The 16,407-nt window shown below is 70.0% G+C and carries 16 protein-coding genes; 6 read left to right on the forward strand and 10 right to left on the reverse strand.

From position 1 onward, the window contains the following. Nucleotides 1-31: 31 nt before the first annotated feature. Nucleotides 32-1,528: an N-acyl-D-amino-acid deacylase family protein gene (locus ACUDCK_RS13210; protein ID WP_175167867.1), complete on the reverse strand. Its 1,497-nt coding sequence runs from the start codon at nt 1,526-1,528 to the stop codon at nt 32-34. Between the two features lie 8 nt (nt 1,529-1,536). Beyond that, nucleotides 1,537-2,517 (reverse strand): Bug family tripartite tricarboxylate transporter substrate binding protein, encoded by a 981-nt coding sequence (locus ACUDCK_RS13215; protein WP_054502594.1) that lies wholly within the window; start codon nt 2,515-2,517, stop codon nt 1,537-1,539. A gap of 120 nt (nt 2,518-2,637) precedes the next feature. On the opposite strand from ACUDCK_RS13215, the gene ACUDCK_RS13220 reads away from it, so the two are divergent. Further along, nucleotides 2,638-3,591, forward strand: a complete 954-nt coding sequence (locus ACUDCK_RS13220; RefSeq protein ID WP_054502593.1) for a LysR family transcriptional regulator — start codon at nt 2,638-2,640, stop codon at nt 3,589-3,591. A 90-nt stretch (nt 3,592-3,681) separates the two neighbouring features. On the opposite strand, the gene ACUDCK_RS13225 is transcribed toward ACUDCK_RS13220, so the two are convergent. Continuing rightward, entirely contained in the window at nt 3,682-4,296 is a 615-nt protein-coding gene (locus tag ACUDCK_RS13225) for a glutathione S-transferase family protein (RefSeq protein ID WP_175167866.1), read from the reverse strand. 117 nt (nt 4,297-4,413) lie between these two features. On the opposite strand from ACUDCK_RS13225, the gene ACUDCK_RS13230 reads away from it, so the two are divergent. Continuing rightward, the gene (locus ACUDCK_RS13230; protein WP_175167865.1) at nt 4,414-5,586 is read left to right on the forward strand and encodes a PQQ-dependent sugar dehydrogenase; all 1,173 of its coding nucleotides are present in this window, start codon (nt 4,414-4,416) and stop codon (nt 5,584-5,586) included. Between the two features lie 5 nt (nt 5,587-5,591). After that, nucleotides 5,592-6,230, forward strand: coding sequence for a glutathione S-transferase family protein (locus tag ACUDCK_RS13235; RefSeq protein ID WP_064526703.1), 639 nt, complete (start codon nt 5,592-5,594; stop codon nt 6,228-6,230). 74 nt (nt 6,231-6,304) lie between these two features. Here ACUDCK_RS13235 and ACUDCK_RS13240 read toward each other — a convergent pair whose 3' ends face one another. From ACUDCK_RS13240 to rocF, 4 genes are all read right to left on the reverse strand, one after another. Then, the gene (locus ACUDCK_RS13240) at nt 6,305-7,213 is read right to left on the reverse strand and encodes a DMT family transporter (RefSeq protein WP_144657240.1); all 909 of its coding nucleotides are present in this window, start codon (nt 7,211-7,213) and stop codon (nt 6,305-6,307) included. Between the two features lie 77 nt (nt 7,214-7,290). Beyond that, nucleotides 7,291-7,668 (reverse strand): DUF423 domain-containing protein, encoded by a 378-nt coding sequence (locus ACUDCK_RS13245; RefSeq protein ID WP_054434041.1) that lies wholly within the window; start codon nt 7,666-7,668, stop codon nt 7,291-7,293. Nucleotides 7,669-7,805: 137 nt separating this feature from the next. Then, nucleotides 7,806-8,867: an alcohol dehydrogenase gene (locus tag ACUDCK_RS13250; protein ID WP_445659317.1), complete on the reverse strand. Its 1,062-nt coding sequence runs from the start codon at nt 8,865-8,867 to the stop codon at nt 7,806-7,808. 105 nt (nt 8,868-8,972) lie between these two features. Further along, nucleotides 8,973-9,911: an arginase gene (gene rocF, locus ACUDCK_RS13255; RefSeq protein ID WP_064526688.1), complete on the reverse strand. Its 939-nt coding sequence runs from the start codon at nt 9,909-9,911 to the stop codon at nt 8,973-8,975. Nucleotides 9,912-10,065: 154 nt separating this feature from the next. Here rocF and ACUDCK_RS13260 point away from each other — a divergent pair, with 154 nt between their 5' ends. Together ACUDCK_RS13260 and ACUDCK_RS13265 are read left to right on the forward strand one after the other, a co-directional pair. Further along, the gene (locus ACUDCK_RS13260) at nt 10,066-10,887 is read left to right on the forward strand and encodes a MetQ/NlpA family ABC transporter substrate-binding protein (protein ID WP_175167864.1); all 822 of its coding nucleotides are present in this window, start codon (nt 10,066-10,068) and stop codon (nt 10,885-10,887) included. Between the two features lie 149 nt (nt 10,888-11,036). Next, entirely contained in the window at nt 11,037-12,008 is a 972-nt protein-coding gene (locus ACUDCK_RS13265) for a sensor domain-containing diguanylate cyclase (protein WP_231133008.1), read from the forward strand. A 4-nt stretch (nt 12,009-12,012) separates the two neighbouring features. Here the strand turns inward: ACUDCK_RS13265 and ACUDCK_RS13270 are convergent, their stop codons facing one another. Next, the gene (locus ACUDCK_RS13270; RefSeq protein ID WP_175167863.1) at nt 12,013-13,224 is read right to left on the reverse strand and encodes an MFS transporter; all 1,212 of its coding nucleotides are present in this window, start codon (nt 13,222-13,224) and stop codon (nt 12,013-12,015) included. Nucleotides 13,225-13,316: 92 nt separating this feature from the next. Here ACUDCK_RS13270 and ACUDCK_RS13275 point away from each other — a divergent pair, with 92 nt between their 5' ends. After that, complete coding sequence (locus ACUDCK_RS13275; protein WP_175167862.1) at nt 13,317-13,772, forward strand: Lrp/AsnC family transcriptional regulator; 456 nt, start codon at nt 13,317-13,319, stop codon at nt 13,770-13,772. Between the two features lie 47 nt (nt 13,773-13,819). On the opposite strand, the gene ACUDCK_RS13280 is transcribed toward ACUDCK_RS13275, so the two are convergent. Further along, on the reverse strand, nt 13,820-14,983 hold the full coding sequence (locus tag ACUDCK_RS13280) for a metallophosphoesterase (protein WP_054502585.1): 1,164 nt from the start codon (nt 14,981-14,983) through the stop codon (nt 13,820-13,822). Nucleotides 14,984-15,114: 131 nt separating this feature from the next. Further along, complete coding sequence (locus ACUDCK_RS13285; protein ID WP_175167861.1) at nt 15,115-16,320, reverse strand: alpha-hydroxy acid oxidase; 1,206 nt, start codon at nt 16,318-16,320, stop codon at nt 15,115-15,117. Nucleotides 16,321-16,407: the final 87 nt, after the last annotated feature.

Consider the following 16,407-nt stretch of genomic DNA (forward strand, 5'->3'; position numbering starts at 1 on the left):
CAAAACACCCAGGTAACAGCCCTGGGAATAGCTATTCACTTTGTTGACTCCAAGGTATTGCATCACCGGGTGCCAGTACCTGGCCCGGGCGTTCGGCGCCGGTCCGTTCCCCATCCCACACCTGCCTGCCATTGACCCACACGGCGTGGATGCCCTGGCTGACCTGAATGGGAGCTGAAAAAGTGGCCGTGTCTGTGACGTTGGCGGGATCGAACAGCACCAGATCAGCATGATACCCCTCGCGCAGCAGGCCGCGCTCGGTCAGGCCGTATTGGGCCGCCGCCAGGCCGGTCATCTTGTGGATGGCGGTTTCGAGCGACAGCAGCCGTTGTTCGCGCACCATGGTGCGCAGCACGTTGGTGAAGGTGCCCCATTGGCGCGGGTGCGGGTGCGGGTCGAAGGGCAGGCCGTCCGAGCCGACCATGGTCAGCGGATGGCTGAAGATGCGGTTGACGTCGGCCGGGTCCATCAGGAAGTAGATGGCGCCGGCGGGCGCCAGGCGGGCGATGGCGGCTTCGTCGTCCAGGCCCAGTTCGGCCATGACCTCGCTGAAGTCGCGGCCGGTGGCCTCGGGGTAGCCCTTTGACCACGTGATCATGGTGCGGCTGGCCAGGCGGGCGCGGTCCAGCCGCAGCATGGTCGAGGTGGCCGGATATGGATGGCAGTCGAGGCAGACGCGCTGCGTGGCGGCGGCGCGGCTGATCATGTCGAGCGTCTCGCGGCTGCGGCCGTGGTTGCGTTCGCCGGCCAGCTTGTGGTGCGAGAACACCACGCGGCACTCCAGTTCGCGGCCGATCAGCAGCGCCTCTTCCATGGCCGGCACGATGCGGTCGGCCTCGTCGCGCAGGTGGGTGGCGTAGATCGCGCCGGCGCGGCCGCGCAGCGGCTGGCAGACGTCGATGATCTCGTCGGTGGGCGCGGCGCTGGCGGGCGGGTAGAAGGTGCCGGTGGAGACGCCGAAGGCGCCGGCCGCCAGCGCTTCGTCGAGCAGGGCGCGCATGGCCTGGCGTTCGGCGTCGGTGGCGGCGCGGCCGGTGTCGTCCATGACGGCCACGCGCAGCGTGGTGTGGCCGACCAGCGGGATGACGTTGACCGCGGCGGGCGTCTCGGCCAGCGCCTGGAGCCAGGCGCGGAAGGTGTCGAAGCGGAACAGGTCCGGCGGGCCCAGCAGGTCCAGCGGCTGCGGGATCTCCCGGCGCGACAGCGGCGCCAGGCTGACGCCGCAGTTGCCGGTGACGACCGTGGTGATGCCTTGCGAGACCTTGGGCAGCATGTCCGGATGCGCCAGCAGGTAGCCGTCGTCGTGGGTGTGCGAGTCGATGAAGCCGGGCGCCAGCGCCAGGCCGCGGGCATCGATCACGGGCACGCCCGGCATGTGGGCGAAATCGCCCAGCGCCACGATGCGCTCATCGCGCACCGCCAGGTCGCCCTGGCGCGACGGCCCGCCGCTGCCGTCGATGAGCGTGGCGCCGGCCACGATGAAGTCGGCTTGCGGAGCGGGGTTCATCCGGGTGCTGCGGTCCGTCATGGCGGGGCTCAGTCCAGTTTCTCGATGCCGGCGGTGTCGATGATCTGCTTCCACTTGGCGGTTTCGCGATCGATCAGTTGCTTGAACTCATCCGGCGCGCCGCTGGCGGGCACGGCGCCGAGCGTTTCCAGGCCGGTGCGCACTTCGGGCGCCTGCAGCGCCTTCTGGATGTCGGCGTTGAGCTTGGTCACGACCTCGGGCGGGGTGCCCTTGGGCGCGACCACGCCGCCCCAGGCCACGGTTTCGTAACCCTTCAGGCCGGCTTCGTCCAGCGTCGGCACGTCGGGCATCAGCGCCAGGCGCTTGAGGCTGCTGACGCCGATGGCGCGCACCTTGCCGCTCTTGACCAGCGGGGTGGCCTCGGAGGTGTTGACGAACAGGTAGTCCAGGCGGCCGCCCAGCAGGTCCTGGATGGCGGCCGGGCCGCCGTTGTACGGGATGAACATGACGTCGACCTTGGCCATGCTCTTGAACAGCTCGCCGCCCATGTGGCCGGTGGTGCCGACGCCCGAGGCGCCATACGACAGGCGGCCGGGCTCCTTGCGGGCGCGGTCGATCAGGTCCTGCACGCTCTTGATAGGCGAATCCGCCGGCACGATCAGCGCGTTGTACAGGTCGAACATGTGCGCCACGGGCGTCAGGTCCTTGTCGACGTCGTAGGGCAGGCGCTTGAACAGCGAGCGGTTGACGGCCAGCGTATTGATGTTGCCGTAGCCCACGGTGTAGCCGTCGGGCGCGGCGCGCTTGACCAGCGCGATGCCGATGTTGCCGGCGGCGCCGGGGCGGTTTTCCACCACCAGCGTGGCGCCAGTGTCCTTGGCCAGTTGCGTGGTGATCAGGCGCGACAGCACGTCGGGCGAGCCGCCGGCGGCCGACGGCACGATGAAAGTGATCGGTTTGTCGGGATAGGCGCCGGCGGCCTGCGCGCCCGTGCTGAAGGTGGCGGCCAGCGCCAGGGCGGCGAGGCTGCGGATGAAGGTGCGTTGCATGCTGGATTCCCCTTGTTTTGTTGTGTGGAGGCGGGCAGATTAGCACCGGGATTGCGGCACTGCGTCATCGAAAAATGTCGAAAACCTATAATCCGCCGTTATTGATCAAGGGGAACCAACATGGATGAGCAGGCCTACGCCGACGAGGTCGGGCCGAGCGCCGGCCGGCCGCTGAACCTGCGCCAGATCGAGGTGTTTCGCGCCATCATGATGGCCGGCTCGATCAGCGGCGCGGGGCGCATGCTGCATGTGTCGCAACCGGCGGTGAGCCGGGTGCTGGCGCTGACGGAGACGCGCCTGGGCTACCGCCTGTTCGAGCGGGTCAAGAGCCGGCTCTCGCCCACCGCCGAGGCGCGGCGCCTGTATGCCGAGGTCGAGCAGGTCTATGGCGGCATCCAGCGCGTCAACGATCTCGCGGCCAGCCTCGGGCAATCGGGCGCGGGCATGCTCAAGATCGTGGCCAGCGCCAGCTATGGCCAGCGGCTGGTGCCGATGGCGCTGGGGCGCTTTCGCGACCGCAACGCCGACGCGCGGGTCGATTACCGCAGCGTCACGTTCGACGAACTGGCGGCGTATTTCCTGTCGGGGCAGGCCGATATCGGCATCTCGATGCGACCGCCCGATCATCCCAACCTGGCCTCGACCCGGCTGGCGACGGTGCCGGTGATCTGCGCGCTGCCAAAGGGCCATCCGCTGGCCGCGCACGAGGTGGTGCACCCCGAGGATTTCGCTTCGGCGGCGTGGATCGGCTATCCGCGCGACACGCCGCTGGGACGCGCGCTGCAATCGTTCTTCGGCGGCGCGCCGGCCTGCCCGGCGGCGGTGGAGGTGCATTCGCCGGTGACGGCCTGTTCGTTCGTGCAGCAGGGCCTGGGGCCGGCGCTGGTGGACGCGTGGTGCGTGTCGCCCGACCAGACCGACAGCATGGTGCTGCGGCCGATCGCGCCGGGCGCCAGCGTCGAGATCTGGGCCACGCATTCAAACCTGAGCGCGCCGCCGCTGCTGGCGCGGCGCTTCCTGGCGGCGGTCAGGAAGGTCCTGGAAAGCGCGGCGCCGGCGCTGGTCGGCGGCTGAAGGCAATCAGGCCGGCGCGCAAGATAAAACGCCCCGGCGCGCAAGGGCGGCGGGGCGTTCGGGCCGGCCGTTCATGCCGGCCTGGCAGGCTTACTCCAGGCCTTCGGCCTTGAGCGCGGCCTTGACGCCGGCGTTGTCCTGCATGCGCTTGAAGAACGCGGCCAGGTGCTCCTGACCCGACAGGTCGACCTGCTTGGCATGGGCCCAGCGCAGCACCACGTACAGGTAGGCGTCGGCGACCGACGGCGCTTCGCCGCCCAGGTAGGGCTGGTTGATCAACTGGGCGTCCAGCAGCGCGAACAGGCGCGTCAGCAGCTTGGACGCGGAGGCGGCCAGTTCCTGCTGCGGCGCTTCCTCGGCGAGGAAGCGACCCGCGCCGAAGATCATCGAGAAGGTCTTGTGGATGTCGGAGTTGATGAAGCCGAGCCAGCGGCGCACGTCGGCGCGCGAGCGGGCCGAGCCGTCGCCCAGCAGCTTGGCCTGCGGCGCCTGTTCGGCCAGGTATTCGAGGATCGCGACGTTCTGGGTCAGGGTGAAACCGTCGTCGTCCAGGGCAGGCACGGCGCCCAGCGGATTGACCTTGAGGAACGCGGGGCCCTTGAGTTCGTCGCGGCTGAGCTTGTGTGTGTCGTAGGGCTTGCCGATCCATTCCAGCACGATGTGGGAAGCGAGCGAGCACGCGCCGGGCATGTAGTACAGTTTCATGTAAGGGAGTCTCCTGAGAGAAATGGACGGGAGGCCACCCGTCGCTGGCTCCTATGGTACGCCACCCGCGCGGCGCCGCCGAGCGCCGCCGCGCCCACCCAGCCGCCGGAGATGTCCATGCCGTCACGCCCGTCCGCGATCCGTCGCGCCTCGTACCTGATCGCCTTCGCCGGCGCCGCCTTGTGCGCGGCCGCGGCTTGGGCCACGCCGCAGAAAAGCCCCGAGTACCCGCCCGCCGCGCGCGCGCAGGTGACGGTGGTGGTGGGCGGCCTGGATCATCCGTGGTCGATGGCCTTCCTGCCCGAAGGGGGCGTGCTGATCACCGAGCGGCCGGGCACCCTGCGCCTGCTGCGCACGCCGGGCGGCCTGTCCAAGCCGCTGGCCGGCGTGCCCAAGGTGGCCGCGCAAGGACAGGGCGGCCTGCTCGACGTGGCGCTGTCGCCGGGTTTCGCGCAGGACCGCTACGTCTATCTTTCGTATGCTGAATCCGACGGTTCGCGCAGCGGCACCGCGGTCGGCCGCGGCCGCCTCTCGGCCGACGCCAGCGCGCTGGAGGATTTCCAGGTGCTGTTCCGCCAGGCGCCCAAGCTGTCGCAGGGGCTGCACTTCGGTTCGCGCCTGGTCTTCGACGGCAAGGGCTACCTGTTCATCTCGCTGGGCGAGAACAACCAGCGCCCGACCGCGCAGGACCTGGACAAGCTGCAGGGCAAGGTGGTGCGCCTGAAGGTCGACGGCTCGGTGCCGACCGACAATCCCTTCGCCGGCAGGGCCGGCGCGCGCCCCGAGATCTGGTCCTACGGGCATCGCAACCCGCAGGGCATGGCGCTCAATCCCTGGACCGGCGCGCTGTGGGAGAACGAACACGGCCCGCGCGGCGGCGACGAGATCAATCTGGTACAGCCCGGCAGGAACTACGGCTGGCCGCTGGCGACGTATGGCATTAATTACTCCGGCCAGCCGATTCCCGAGGCCAAGGGCGAAACGCTGCCGGGCATGGAGTCGCCGCTGTACTGGTGGGCCAAGTCGCCGGCCATCAGCGGCATGGCGTTCTATGACGCCGACCGTTTTCCGGCCTGGCGCCACTCGCTCTTCATCGGCGCGCTGGCCGACCAGGACCTGATCCGCCTGACGCTGGACGGCGACAAGGTGGTGGCCGAGGAACGCCTGCTGGGCGAGCGCAAGGCCCGCATCCGCGATGTGCGGCAGGGACTCGACGGCTATGTCTATGTGTTGACCGACGCCTCGCCGGGCGAGTTGCTGCGGCTGGCGCCGGCGCAAACGGGAGGGTGAAAATCATGAAGACGTATGAACTGATCGGCTCGCCGGGCTGCGGCTCGGCCGTCGTCGAAATGGCGCTGGCGCTGGCCAACGTGCCGCATACGCTGACCGACGTGCCTTATCTGAAGCCCGGTCCCGAACGCGACCGGCTGCTGCACCTGAATCCGCTGGGGCAGGTGCCGACGCTGATCACGCCGGACGGCGAGGTGATGACCGAAAGCGCGGCCATGGTGCTGCACCTGCACGACGTCGCGCCGCAGGCGGGCCTGGCGCCGGAGCCTGCGCGGCCTGAACGGACGCGCTTCCTGAACCTGCTGGTGCGCCTGGTGGCGGCGATCTATCCCACCTTCACGTATGGCGACGACCCGCCGCAGTGGACCACCCCGGGCGCCCCGGCCGAGCTGCTGCGCGAGCGGATACATACGCGGCGCGCGGAGCTGTGGCAGGAACTGGAACGCCAGGCCGGCGCGCCGCACATGCTGGGCCGCCGCTTTTCCGCGCTGGACCTGTACGTGACGGTGATGACGCACTGGCGGCCGGGCCAGGCCTGGTTCGAGGCCAACTGTCCGGCGCTGACGGCAGTGGCGCGCCAGGCCGCCCAGGAACCGAACGTGGCGCGCGCGCTCAAGCGCAATTTCCCGCCGCCGACCGAGTAGGCATCGCGCCGCCGCTGGCGACGGGCGCGGGGCGATCGCTGCCCGGCGGGCGGGCGTATCCGCGGCGCGTCACACTAGTCTTTGGCGCGCCGCTTCTGCGAGCCGCGCGCCTCGCGCAGCGCGATGTAGACGCCGCTGCCCGCGATGAACAGCGCCCCCAGGTAGGCGTAGGCATCGGGCGCCTCGCGCCAGAAGATCCAGCCCAGCAGGGTGGCCCAGATCAGGCCGGTGTAGTCGAACGGCGCCACTACGGAGGCCGGCGCGATGCGAAAGCCCTGCGTGATCAGCGCCAGCCCCAGCGTGCTGAACAGCGCCACCGCCGCGAAATAGGGCAGGTCGGCCAGAGCCGGCGTGTGCCAGATCCAGGGCAGCGCCACCGCGCTGCACACCAATTGGCCTGCAACGATGTAGAAGGTGGTGGTCAGCATGCCTTCGCCGCGGCCGATGCCGCGCGCCGTGATCATCATGACGGCATACAGGAAGGCGGTGGTCAACGGCAGCAGGGTCGCGGCCTGGAACGCGTCGGTGCCGGGCCGCACGATGATCAGCACGCCCGCGAACCCTGCCAGCACCGCCAGCCAGCGGCGGCCATCGACGCGTTCCTTCAGGATCAGCACCGACAGCGCCGTGACGAACAACGGCGCGGCGAACGCGATGGCGGTGGCCTCCGCCAGCGGCAGTGCGCGCAACCCCAGGTAGAAACAACAGGCCGAGACCACGTTGATGGCGCCGCGCGTCAGGTGCAGGCCGGGATGGGCGGTGCGCAGCACTCGGCGCCCGCCCAGACAGACGGCCAGCGCGGTGACGAACGGCAACGCGATCAGCGCGCGCAGGAACAGGATCTGCAGCGGGTTGTAGGTGGTGCCCAGCCACTTGGCGTTGGCGTCGCTGAGCGTCAGGAAGAAGATGCCGCCGGCGACACAGGCGATGCCTGCGAAGGCGGAATGGTCACGCGCGGCGGGAAAAACGGTAGAGGAGGACATCGGGGTTCAGCGGGAAAGGCGGCCGAGGCCGCCAAGGAAGGTAATGCGGGGTTGCCGGGCGGCGGCCCGGCGAGGGCTCAGCCCTGGGCGCGGTAGGCGGCCAGCGCCACCATCGCCCAGGCGGCCAGGAAGGCCGCGCCGCCCACGGGCGTGATCGCGCCCAGCCAGTGGGTGCCGGTCAGGGTCAGGACGTACAGGCTACCTGAAAACAGCACGATGCCGATGAACATCACCAACCCGGCGGCCGACAGCAGTGGCGAACCGTAGCGCGCGCCGAGCAGCGCGATGATGAACAGGCCCAGGCCGTGGATCAGATGGTACATGACGCCGGTCTGCCAGACCGCCAGCAGCTCGGGAGTCACCAGGCGCTTGAGGCCGTGCGCGCCGAAGGCGCCGGCGCCGACGGCGATCAGCAGGTTGATGGCCGCGAGAATGGTGAGCTGGCGGTCGGTCATGCGAGATCCTTTGCGGGAAGATGGGCGCGGTTGCGCAGGTGCCTATGATAGGCCCATTCGCGACAGGGGCCAGGCACGCCCGACGATCCGTCCGACCCCGAGAGCGCCGCGACCCGCCGCGGCGCCCCGGCGGAGGGTCAATCCACCGTGAGCACCGCGCGGCCCAGCACCTTGCCGGCGCGCAGCGAGGCCAGCACGCCGTCGGCCTCGCGCAGCGGATAGCGGTGCACCGGCATCGGCGGCACCTTGCCGGCCCGCACCAGGTCCATCAGCTCGCGCAGTTCGGCCAGATTGCCGACGTAGCTGCCGATGATCGACATGGCTTTCATCGGAATCAGCGCGATCGGCCATGACGAGGCGCCGCCGAACAGCCCGACGATGATGAGCTTGCCGCCCTTGGTCAGGAAGTCGAAGGCCAGCGCGGTGGTGGACGGCGCGCCGACCAGGTCGATAGCGGCCTGCAGCGGCTTGCCGCCGGCGGCCTTGATGATCTGCTGCGCGGCGTCGGGCGCGGCGCCGTCGATGGCGGCCAGCGCGCCGGCCTCCAGCGCGGCCTGGCGCTTGGCCGGGTCGATATCGACCACGATGCCGCCCTTGCCGCCGAGCGCCTTGATCAGCGTCAGGCTCATCAGGCCCAGGCCGCCGGCGCCGAAGATCACCACGGGATGCTCGCGGTAGACGGTCTCGCCGATCTTCCTGAGCGCAGAATAGGTGGTCAGGCCGGAGCAGGCGTAGGGAGCGATGCGGGCCGGATCCAGGTCGTCGATGTCGATCAGGTAGCGCGGGTGCGGCACCAGCATGTGCTCGGCATAGCCGCCGGCGCGGTGGGTGCCCAGGCAGGCGGGGGCGGTGCAGTGGTTTTCCTGACCGGACAGGCAGGTGGGGCAGGCGCCGCAGCCGATCCACGGATAGACCAGGTAGTTGCGTCCGGTCTGGATGCCGGTCGCCTCGGGGCCGGCGGCGACCACGCTGCCGACGGTCTCATGGCCCATCGTCAGGGGCAGCGTCACGCCCCGTTCCTTGAGCGACAGGGTGCGGCCCTGGCCGAGATCGTAACCGCCTTCCCACAGGTGGATGTCGCTGTGGCAGACGCCCGCGGCGCGGACCCTCAGCAACACCTGCGAGCCCTGCGGCACGGGAACGGGCTGATCCACTTCCTGCAGCGGTTCGCGGAAATTGACGACGCAATAGCACTTCATGGAATGTCTCCTCTGGGGGCGTTTCTTGTTCTACCTGGGGCATTCTCAATCAGTTCGGTGGCAATCGGCAACCCGCGCCGCGCCACCGCCGCCGCCCAGCGTGCGTCAACTGCCGCGCCGCACCAGCGTCGATTTGCCGAACAGGCTCTCGATCAGGTCCACCGCGAGGTCGGCGGTCTTGTTGCGCACGTCGAAGGCCGGGTTCAGTTCCACGACGTCCAGCGAGCGCATCAGGCCGGTGTCGGCGATCATCTCCATGCACAATTGGGCCTCGCGATAGGTGGGGCCGCCCATCACCGTGGTGCCGACGCCGGGCGCGATCTCGGGGTCGAGGAAGTCGACGTCGAAGCTGACGTGCAGGTGGGTGTCGGCGTCCAGTCCGGCCAGCGCCGCTTCCATCGTCGCGCGCATGCCCATTTCGTCCAGGTAGCGCATGTCGAACACTTCGAGGCCGGCCTGGTGCACCAGGCGTTTCTCGCCGTCGTCGACGCTGCGGATGCCGATCTGGCGCACCCAGGCAGGATCGATGTCGGGCGTCTTGCCCGACATGCCGGTGATCTGGGCCGGACCATGGCCGCACAGGCAGGCCACCGGCATGCCGTGGATATTGCCGGTCGGCGTGAGCACGTTGGTGTTGAAGTCGGTGTGCGCGTCCAGCCACAGCACGCGCAGCTTCTTGCCGGTCTCGCGGCAGTGGCGCGCCACCGCGCTGATCGAGCCGATGCCCAGGCAATGGTCGCCGCCCAGCAGGATCGGCAGCGACCCCTGCGTCAGGGCCTCGTACATGGCGTCGTGCACGGCCTGGTTCCAGGCGGCCACTTCGTCCAGGTGGCGGTAGCCGTCCACGGGCGGCTGCCAGGGGTTGGGCGGGCCGTAGAGGTTGCCGCGATCGGCGACCTGAAATCCCTGTGCCTCGATGACCGGGCCGATGCCGGCCACGCGCAGGGCCTCGGGTCCCATGGAAGCGCCGCGCGCGCCCGCGCCGATGTCCGTGGGGGCGCCGATCAGGGTGACATGCGGGGGCAGGGTGGCGGTGTTTTGCAAGGTCGGACTCCGTCATGCAGGGTTTCGGTATCGGGGTCGAGTGTAGCGCCGTGGCGTGACGCGATCGCCATGGCGCGGGCAAGGCCTTTGGCCGGGCAGGGCCGGCGCTGCGGCACAATAGCCGGGCCGATCGAATTCTTTTCCGGATGATCCCATGTCTCTGCAATCCCTGTTCCTGACCCTGGCGCGCGGCGCCGCCGCGGCCGCCCTGGGGCTGGCCTGCGCCAGTCCGGCGCTGGCGGCCGACAAACCGCTGCGCATCGGCCTGATCCCGAGCGTGGCCAATGCCGCCACCGAGCTGGCCGTGGCCGAGGCGCGCAAGGCCGGCCTGGAGGTGGAACTGGTCGAGTTCAATGACTGGGTGCTGCCGAACATCGCGGTGGCCGACGGCTCGGTCGACGCCAATTTCTTCCAGCACGAACCGTTCCTGCAACTGTTCAACGCCCGTCGCGGCGCCAACCTGACGCCCATTGCCTATGGGTATTCGACCACCATCGGCCTGTTCTCCAAGAAGCTCAAGAAGGGCCAGCCGCTGCCGGACGGCGCCACCATCGCGGTGCCCAACGATCCGGTCAACACCGGCCGCGCCTTGCTGCTGCTGGAGTCCATCGGCCTGATCAAGCTCAAGCCCGGCGTGGCGCACCAGGCCACGCTCGAGGACGTGACCGACAACCCCAAAAAGCTGAAGTTCGTGCAGATCGAGGGCTCGCAGTCGGCACGGGTGTTCGATGACGTCACCGCGTCGGTCACGTACACCACCTTCGCCAAGCAGGCCGGCCTGGATGAAAAGGACGGCCTGGCGTTCGACAATACCGACCCGGCCAATGTGCGCCGCTACGCCATCCGCTGGGTCGCGCGGCCCGACCGCGCGCAGGACCCGCGGCTGCTCAAGTTCATCGCCATCTATCAGCAGTCGGCCGAGGTCAAGGCCCGGCTGCGCAGCCTGTACGGCGACCTGATCAGTTTTCCCTGGTAGTGCCGCGCCGCGGCGGGGGCGGGCTGGCGCCCCGGGCGGCTTGACGTTTCTTGGCAGTTGCCGCGTGGCCTTGAACGTATACTGGCCGCGCTTTGCATCCCCGGGGCCGCCGCGGCCCGGCCGTGACGCCTTTGCCCGCCCGCCATCCCATGCGACTCGCTTCTTCGAATGACGCCCTGAATGCCTCGCCGTCGCGGTTCGACGGCGAGGCTGGCGTGGGCGCGCCGGACCCGCGCGACGAGGAACTGGCCCGCTTGCGCCAGGTGGTGGCTCAGTACGAGGCCCTGTTCCACAACGCCCCCGTGCTGATCAACGCCTTCGACGAAGACGGCCAGTGCCTGCTGTGGAATGACGCCTGCGAACGCCGCTTCGGCTGGACCCGCGACGAAATCAATCGGCATCCCGAACCGCTGGCGCTGTTCTACCCCGATCCCGAGGTCCGCGCCCGCGTCCTCGACAGCGTGGGGCCGACGCCGCATCAGGGCTTTCGCGAATGGCGGCCGCTGGCACGCGACGGCGAGTGCCTGTCGGTCATGTGGTCCAACGTGCGCCTGCCCGATGGCAGCGTGGTCAACATCGGCATGGACGTGACCGAGAACCGCCGCAACGAGGCCGCCCTGGCGCGGCTGGCGAAGGTCGACGGGTTGACCGGCTGCTGGACCCGCGCCGAGATCCTGCAACGCATGAAGACCCTGCTGGAGGCTGCCCGGCGCGGCGCCGGCCACACGGCGTTGATGCTGGACCTGGACTATTTCAAGCAGGTCAACGACCGCTACGGCCACCTGGGCGGCGACGCCGCCTTGCGGCACTTCTGCGACCAGTTGCGGGCCTGCCTGCGCGAGGGCGATTCGGTGGGACGCCTGGGCGGCGAGGAATTCGTGGTGCTGCTGGCCGATGCCGACCAGGACGCGGCCCTGGCGGTGTGCGACCGCCTGCGCGCCAGCCTGCGCCAGCATCCCGCCAACATCGACGGCCATGCGGTGGTGCTGTCGGCCAGCGGGGGGATCACCGGCTTCCTGGAAACCGACGTCAGCATGTCGGATGTGCTGCGGCGCGCCGACCAGGCGTTGTACCAGGCCAAGCGCGCGGGGCGCGATTGCGCGGTGGTGCTGCCGGCCTGAGGCGTCAGGCGGCGGCGCGGCGTTCGCCGGCGCGGCGGCCGTTCAGGCGCCAGCGCAGCGCCAGGGCGGCGAGCGCCACGGCGGCCGCGGCGGCCAGCCCCAGGCTCTCGAAGCCGGCGTGGGTGTAGAGCGCGCCGGCCACGGCGGTGCCGACGCTGGCGCCCAGGTACGTGGTGCAGGTGTTCAGTCCGAGCACTGCGCCGCGCTCGTCGGGTCGGGCTCGCGACAACAACAGCACCAGCAGATTCAGGCTCAGTTGCGAAGCCGCACCCCACAGCGCGGCCAGCGCCAGCACGGCGGTCAGCGCATGGGCGGCTGGCAGCAGCGCCAGGTAGACCAGGGCGATCGCGGCCAGGGCCAGCGGCAGGGCGCGGCGCGGGCCCACGCGTTCGATCAGCGGCGCGCCGCTCAGCCCGGCCAGCAGGAAGCCGGCGCCATAGGCGAAGGCGATGAAGCCGACCTGGCCGGCCGACAGGCCCAGCAGCGTGCGCACGTGGTCGGCCAGGAAGGCATAGACCCCGTAGAAGGCCGAGGAAAACGCCAGGCAGCCCAGCAGCAGCACCGGCACGTCGCGGTACGACAGCGGCGCCAGCAGGCGTGACAGCCGGGGCGGGGCGGCGTGGGCGCTGCGGCGTTCCGGGAGCTTGCGCAGCCCGGCCAGCGCGACCGCGGCGCACAGCGCCAGCACGGCGTAGGTGGCGCGCCAGCCGACCGCGTCGGAGATCAGCGCCGACAGGGGCACGCCGGCCACCAGCGATACCGACCAGCCCGAAATCACGCGGCCCAGCGCGCGGGTTTCCTGCCCGGCGGCGGCCACCAGCGAGGCCGACCCGTAGGCCGCCGGCAGGATCACGCCCGCGGCGGCGCCGGCCAGCGCCTGGGCCACGGTCAGCACGATCCAGTGCGGCGCGGCGGCCGACAGCGACAGCGCCGCGATCAGCACCGCCATGGCGATCAGCAGGGCGCGCCGGATGCCCCAGCGGTCGATGCGGGCGGCCAGCAGAAAGGCGCTGGCGGCGGTGGCCGCGCCGTAGGCGGAAATGGCGGTGCTGACGGTGAGCGCGGTGCTGCCGAACGAGCGCGCCACGTCCGACAGGATCGGGCTGAGGGCCAGGCCGTTCGAGCCGACGACGCTGACGGCGAACATCAAGGCGGGGATGGCGGGGGGAAGCGGCGGGCGGGGCGACGGCGCGCGCGCGGTGTTGCGGTTCTGCATCCGCGGAATTTTATTGGAATAAAATAAGGGTTAATACCGATATTCCTTTATCCCGTAAAACTTCGAATGCCGTTAGGCAGAACCAGATTCCAATGTCAGATCTCGACGACCGCGACCGAAAACTATTAACGCTGCTGGCGGACGACGCCTCGCCGAGCTACGCCGAATTGGGCAAATTGCTGAACCTGTCGGCCCCCGCCGTGCACGAGCGGGTCAAGCGCCTCAAGCGCGACGGGCTCATCAAGGGCATCGCCGCGCGGCTGGACGGCGCCCGCATCGGCAGGCCGCTGCTGGCGTTCGTGCATGTGGATACCAATAACTGGAGCATTACCCAGCAGGTGCTCGGCCTGGCCGAATTGACCGAGGTCGAGGAGATCCACACCATCACCGGCAAGAGCGCCATGCTGCTCAAAGTGCGGGTGCGCGACACCCAGGCGCTGGAGGCGCTGCTGGCGCGCATCCACCAGATCGAGGGCATCACCAACACCACCAGCGACATCGCGCTGACCAGCTACCTGGAGCGCGGCCCGCTGCCGGACGACGCCTAGGACGCCGGGGCGCGGCCTCGGCGATTGCGCGCCGCGCCTGGCGGCATTCAGCGCAGCGGCCGCAGCCGCAGGCGGGTGATTTCGGACGGCGCGCCCAGGCGCTTGGGCGGCCCCCAGTAGCCGGTGCCGCGGCTGATGTAGACCCACATGTCGCCCAGGCGGTGCAGGCCCGCCGTATAAGGCTGCTGGAAGCGCACGAAAAAGCCCCACGGGAAGAACTGGCCGCCGTGCGTGTGGCCCGACAACTGCAGGGTGTAGCCCAGCGGCGCGGCCGCGGCCGCGCTGCGCGGCTGGTGCGCCAGCAGGATCTTGGGCAACGCGTCGGCCGGCGCGCCGGCCAGCGCCGCCGCGGGGTTGCTGCGTTGGCGCGGATCGAAGGCGCCGGCGCTGTAGTCGGTGACGCCGGCCACCACCACCGGCAGGCCGGCGGGATGGATCACGGCATGCTCGTTCATCAGCACCCGCAGGCCCATGCGGCGGAATTCCGCGACCCAGGGCGCGGCGCCTGAATAATATTCATGGTTGCCGGTCACCAGGTACACGCCGAAAGGCGCGCGCAACTGGCCCAGCGGGCTGGCTTGCGCCGCCAACTGCTCGACGCTGCCGTCCACCACGTCGCCGGTGATGGCGATGACGTCGGGGGACAGTTCGTTGACCGCGTCGACGATGGCCTGCACGTAGCGCCGCTTGATCGTCGGCCCGACGTGGATATCGCTGATCTGCACGATGGTGAAGCCGTCCAGGTCGGTCGGCAGGCCGCGGATCGGCACCTCCACCGTCACCACGCGGGCGCGCCGGCGGGCGTTGTAGAAGCCGACCAGCGTGGCCGCCAGGGCCAGCGCGGCGACCGCTATCGCGCTGACGCGCCGCAAGTCGATCCAGGGCAGTCCCGGACCGGTCGCCAGGCTCACCAGCCACGTCACCAGCAACAGCGCGTCGCGCAGCACCGTCAGCACGAACAACGATGAGAACAGGCCCATGGCGATCAGGCCGACCCAGGCGATGCGGTCGCCCCAGGGCGGGTGCACGGACGAGCGCGCCAGCATTCCCAGCGGGATCAGGATGCACGACAGGATCAGCAGCAGGACCGCGGTCGCCGAGCCCGGGCCGTCCAGGCCGGCGTCGGGAATCAGGCGGGCGCCGACGTAGACGTGGGCCAGCGCGCCCAGGGTCAGAAAGCGCAGGAAAAACGAGGATTGGCGTAGGGACACGGGCGGCGGGGCGGGGGCCGGCGCGAAGGCCGGCCCGGCGATAGCGAAGGAACCGTCATTCTATGCCCTGCGGCCGCGGCGTCCCGCAGGGAAATGACACCCGCGCGCCTGGCGGCGGCATCAGGCAGGCGTCACGCGGGGGTCAACAGGCTGGCGTCCATCTGGTCCAGGCGGTTGATGCCGAGCATGGCCATGTTGCGGTCGACCTCGGCGCGCAGCAGGCCGATCGCGTGCGCCACGCCAGCCTGGCCGCCGACCGCCGCGGCATAGTTGAAGGGACGTCCGACGAACACGAAACGCGCGCCCAGCGCCAGCGCCTTCAGGACATCGCCACCACGGCGCACGCCGCTGTCCATCATCACCGGCATGGCGCCGGCGGCCGCCACCACGCCGGGCAGGGCGCGCAGCGGCGAGAGCGCGCCGTCGAGCTGGCGGCCGCCGTGGTTGGAGACGATGATGCCGTCCGCGCCGTGCTCGCGCGCCAGCCGCGCGTCGGCCGGATGCAGGATGCCCTTGATGATGAGGGCGCCCTGCCATTGCCGGCGGATGCGCGCCACGTGCTCCCAATTGAGATGGTCGCGAGCGCTGAAATCGCGCAGCACCGAGCCGGACACGATGGGCGCGCCGCGCGTGGCGAACGAATTCTCGAAGTGCGGCATGCCGTGGGCCAGCAGCGTGCGCAGGAAGGTGCCGGCGAGCCAGCGCGGCCGGGTCAGGCCATCCCAGGCGAGCCGCAGGCTCGGCTTGAGCGGGGTGGAAAAGCCGGTGCGCACGTTGTTCTCGCGATTGGCCGACACGGGGATGTCCACCGTCAGCACCAGGGTGTCGTAGCCGGCGCGCGCCGCGCGCGCCACCAGCGCGTCGATGCGCACCGGGTCGCCGGGCAGGTAGGCCTGGAACCAGGTACCGGGCGCCTCCTTGATGACATCTTCGAGCGCGATCAGCGCGGTGCCGCTGAGGATGGCGGGGATGCCCTGTTCGCGCGCGGCGCGCGCCAGCACGATGTCGCCGCGATAGGCGGACAGCGCGCTGATGCCCATGGGCGCGATGCCGAACGGCGATTCGTAGCGGCGGCCGAACAATTCGACGTGCTGGCTGCGGCGCGACACGTCGACCAGCACGCGCGGCTGGAAGGCGTAGCGGCCGAAGGCCTCGCGATTGGCGCGCAGTGACTGATTGTCCTCCGCGGCTCCCGCGACATAGCCGAAGATGGGTCTGGGCAGGCGGCGGCGGGCGGCCGCCTCGAAGTCGTCCAGCGACAGCAGGCGCATCAGGGCGCGGGACGGACGACTGGCGGTGGCGGGGGCGGCGGCAGCGGGCAGGGACGTGGCGGACATGGCGGGGCCTGGGGAAAACCGCCAATCTACCCAGGCGGATTCATCGCATAAAGCGAATAAATCCGCACGCGGTTATTCGCTTTTTTG

The sequence above is a fragment of the Achromobacter sp. CF-sbj1-Ac2-l genome, assembly GCF_052698165.1.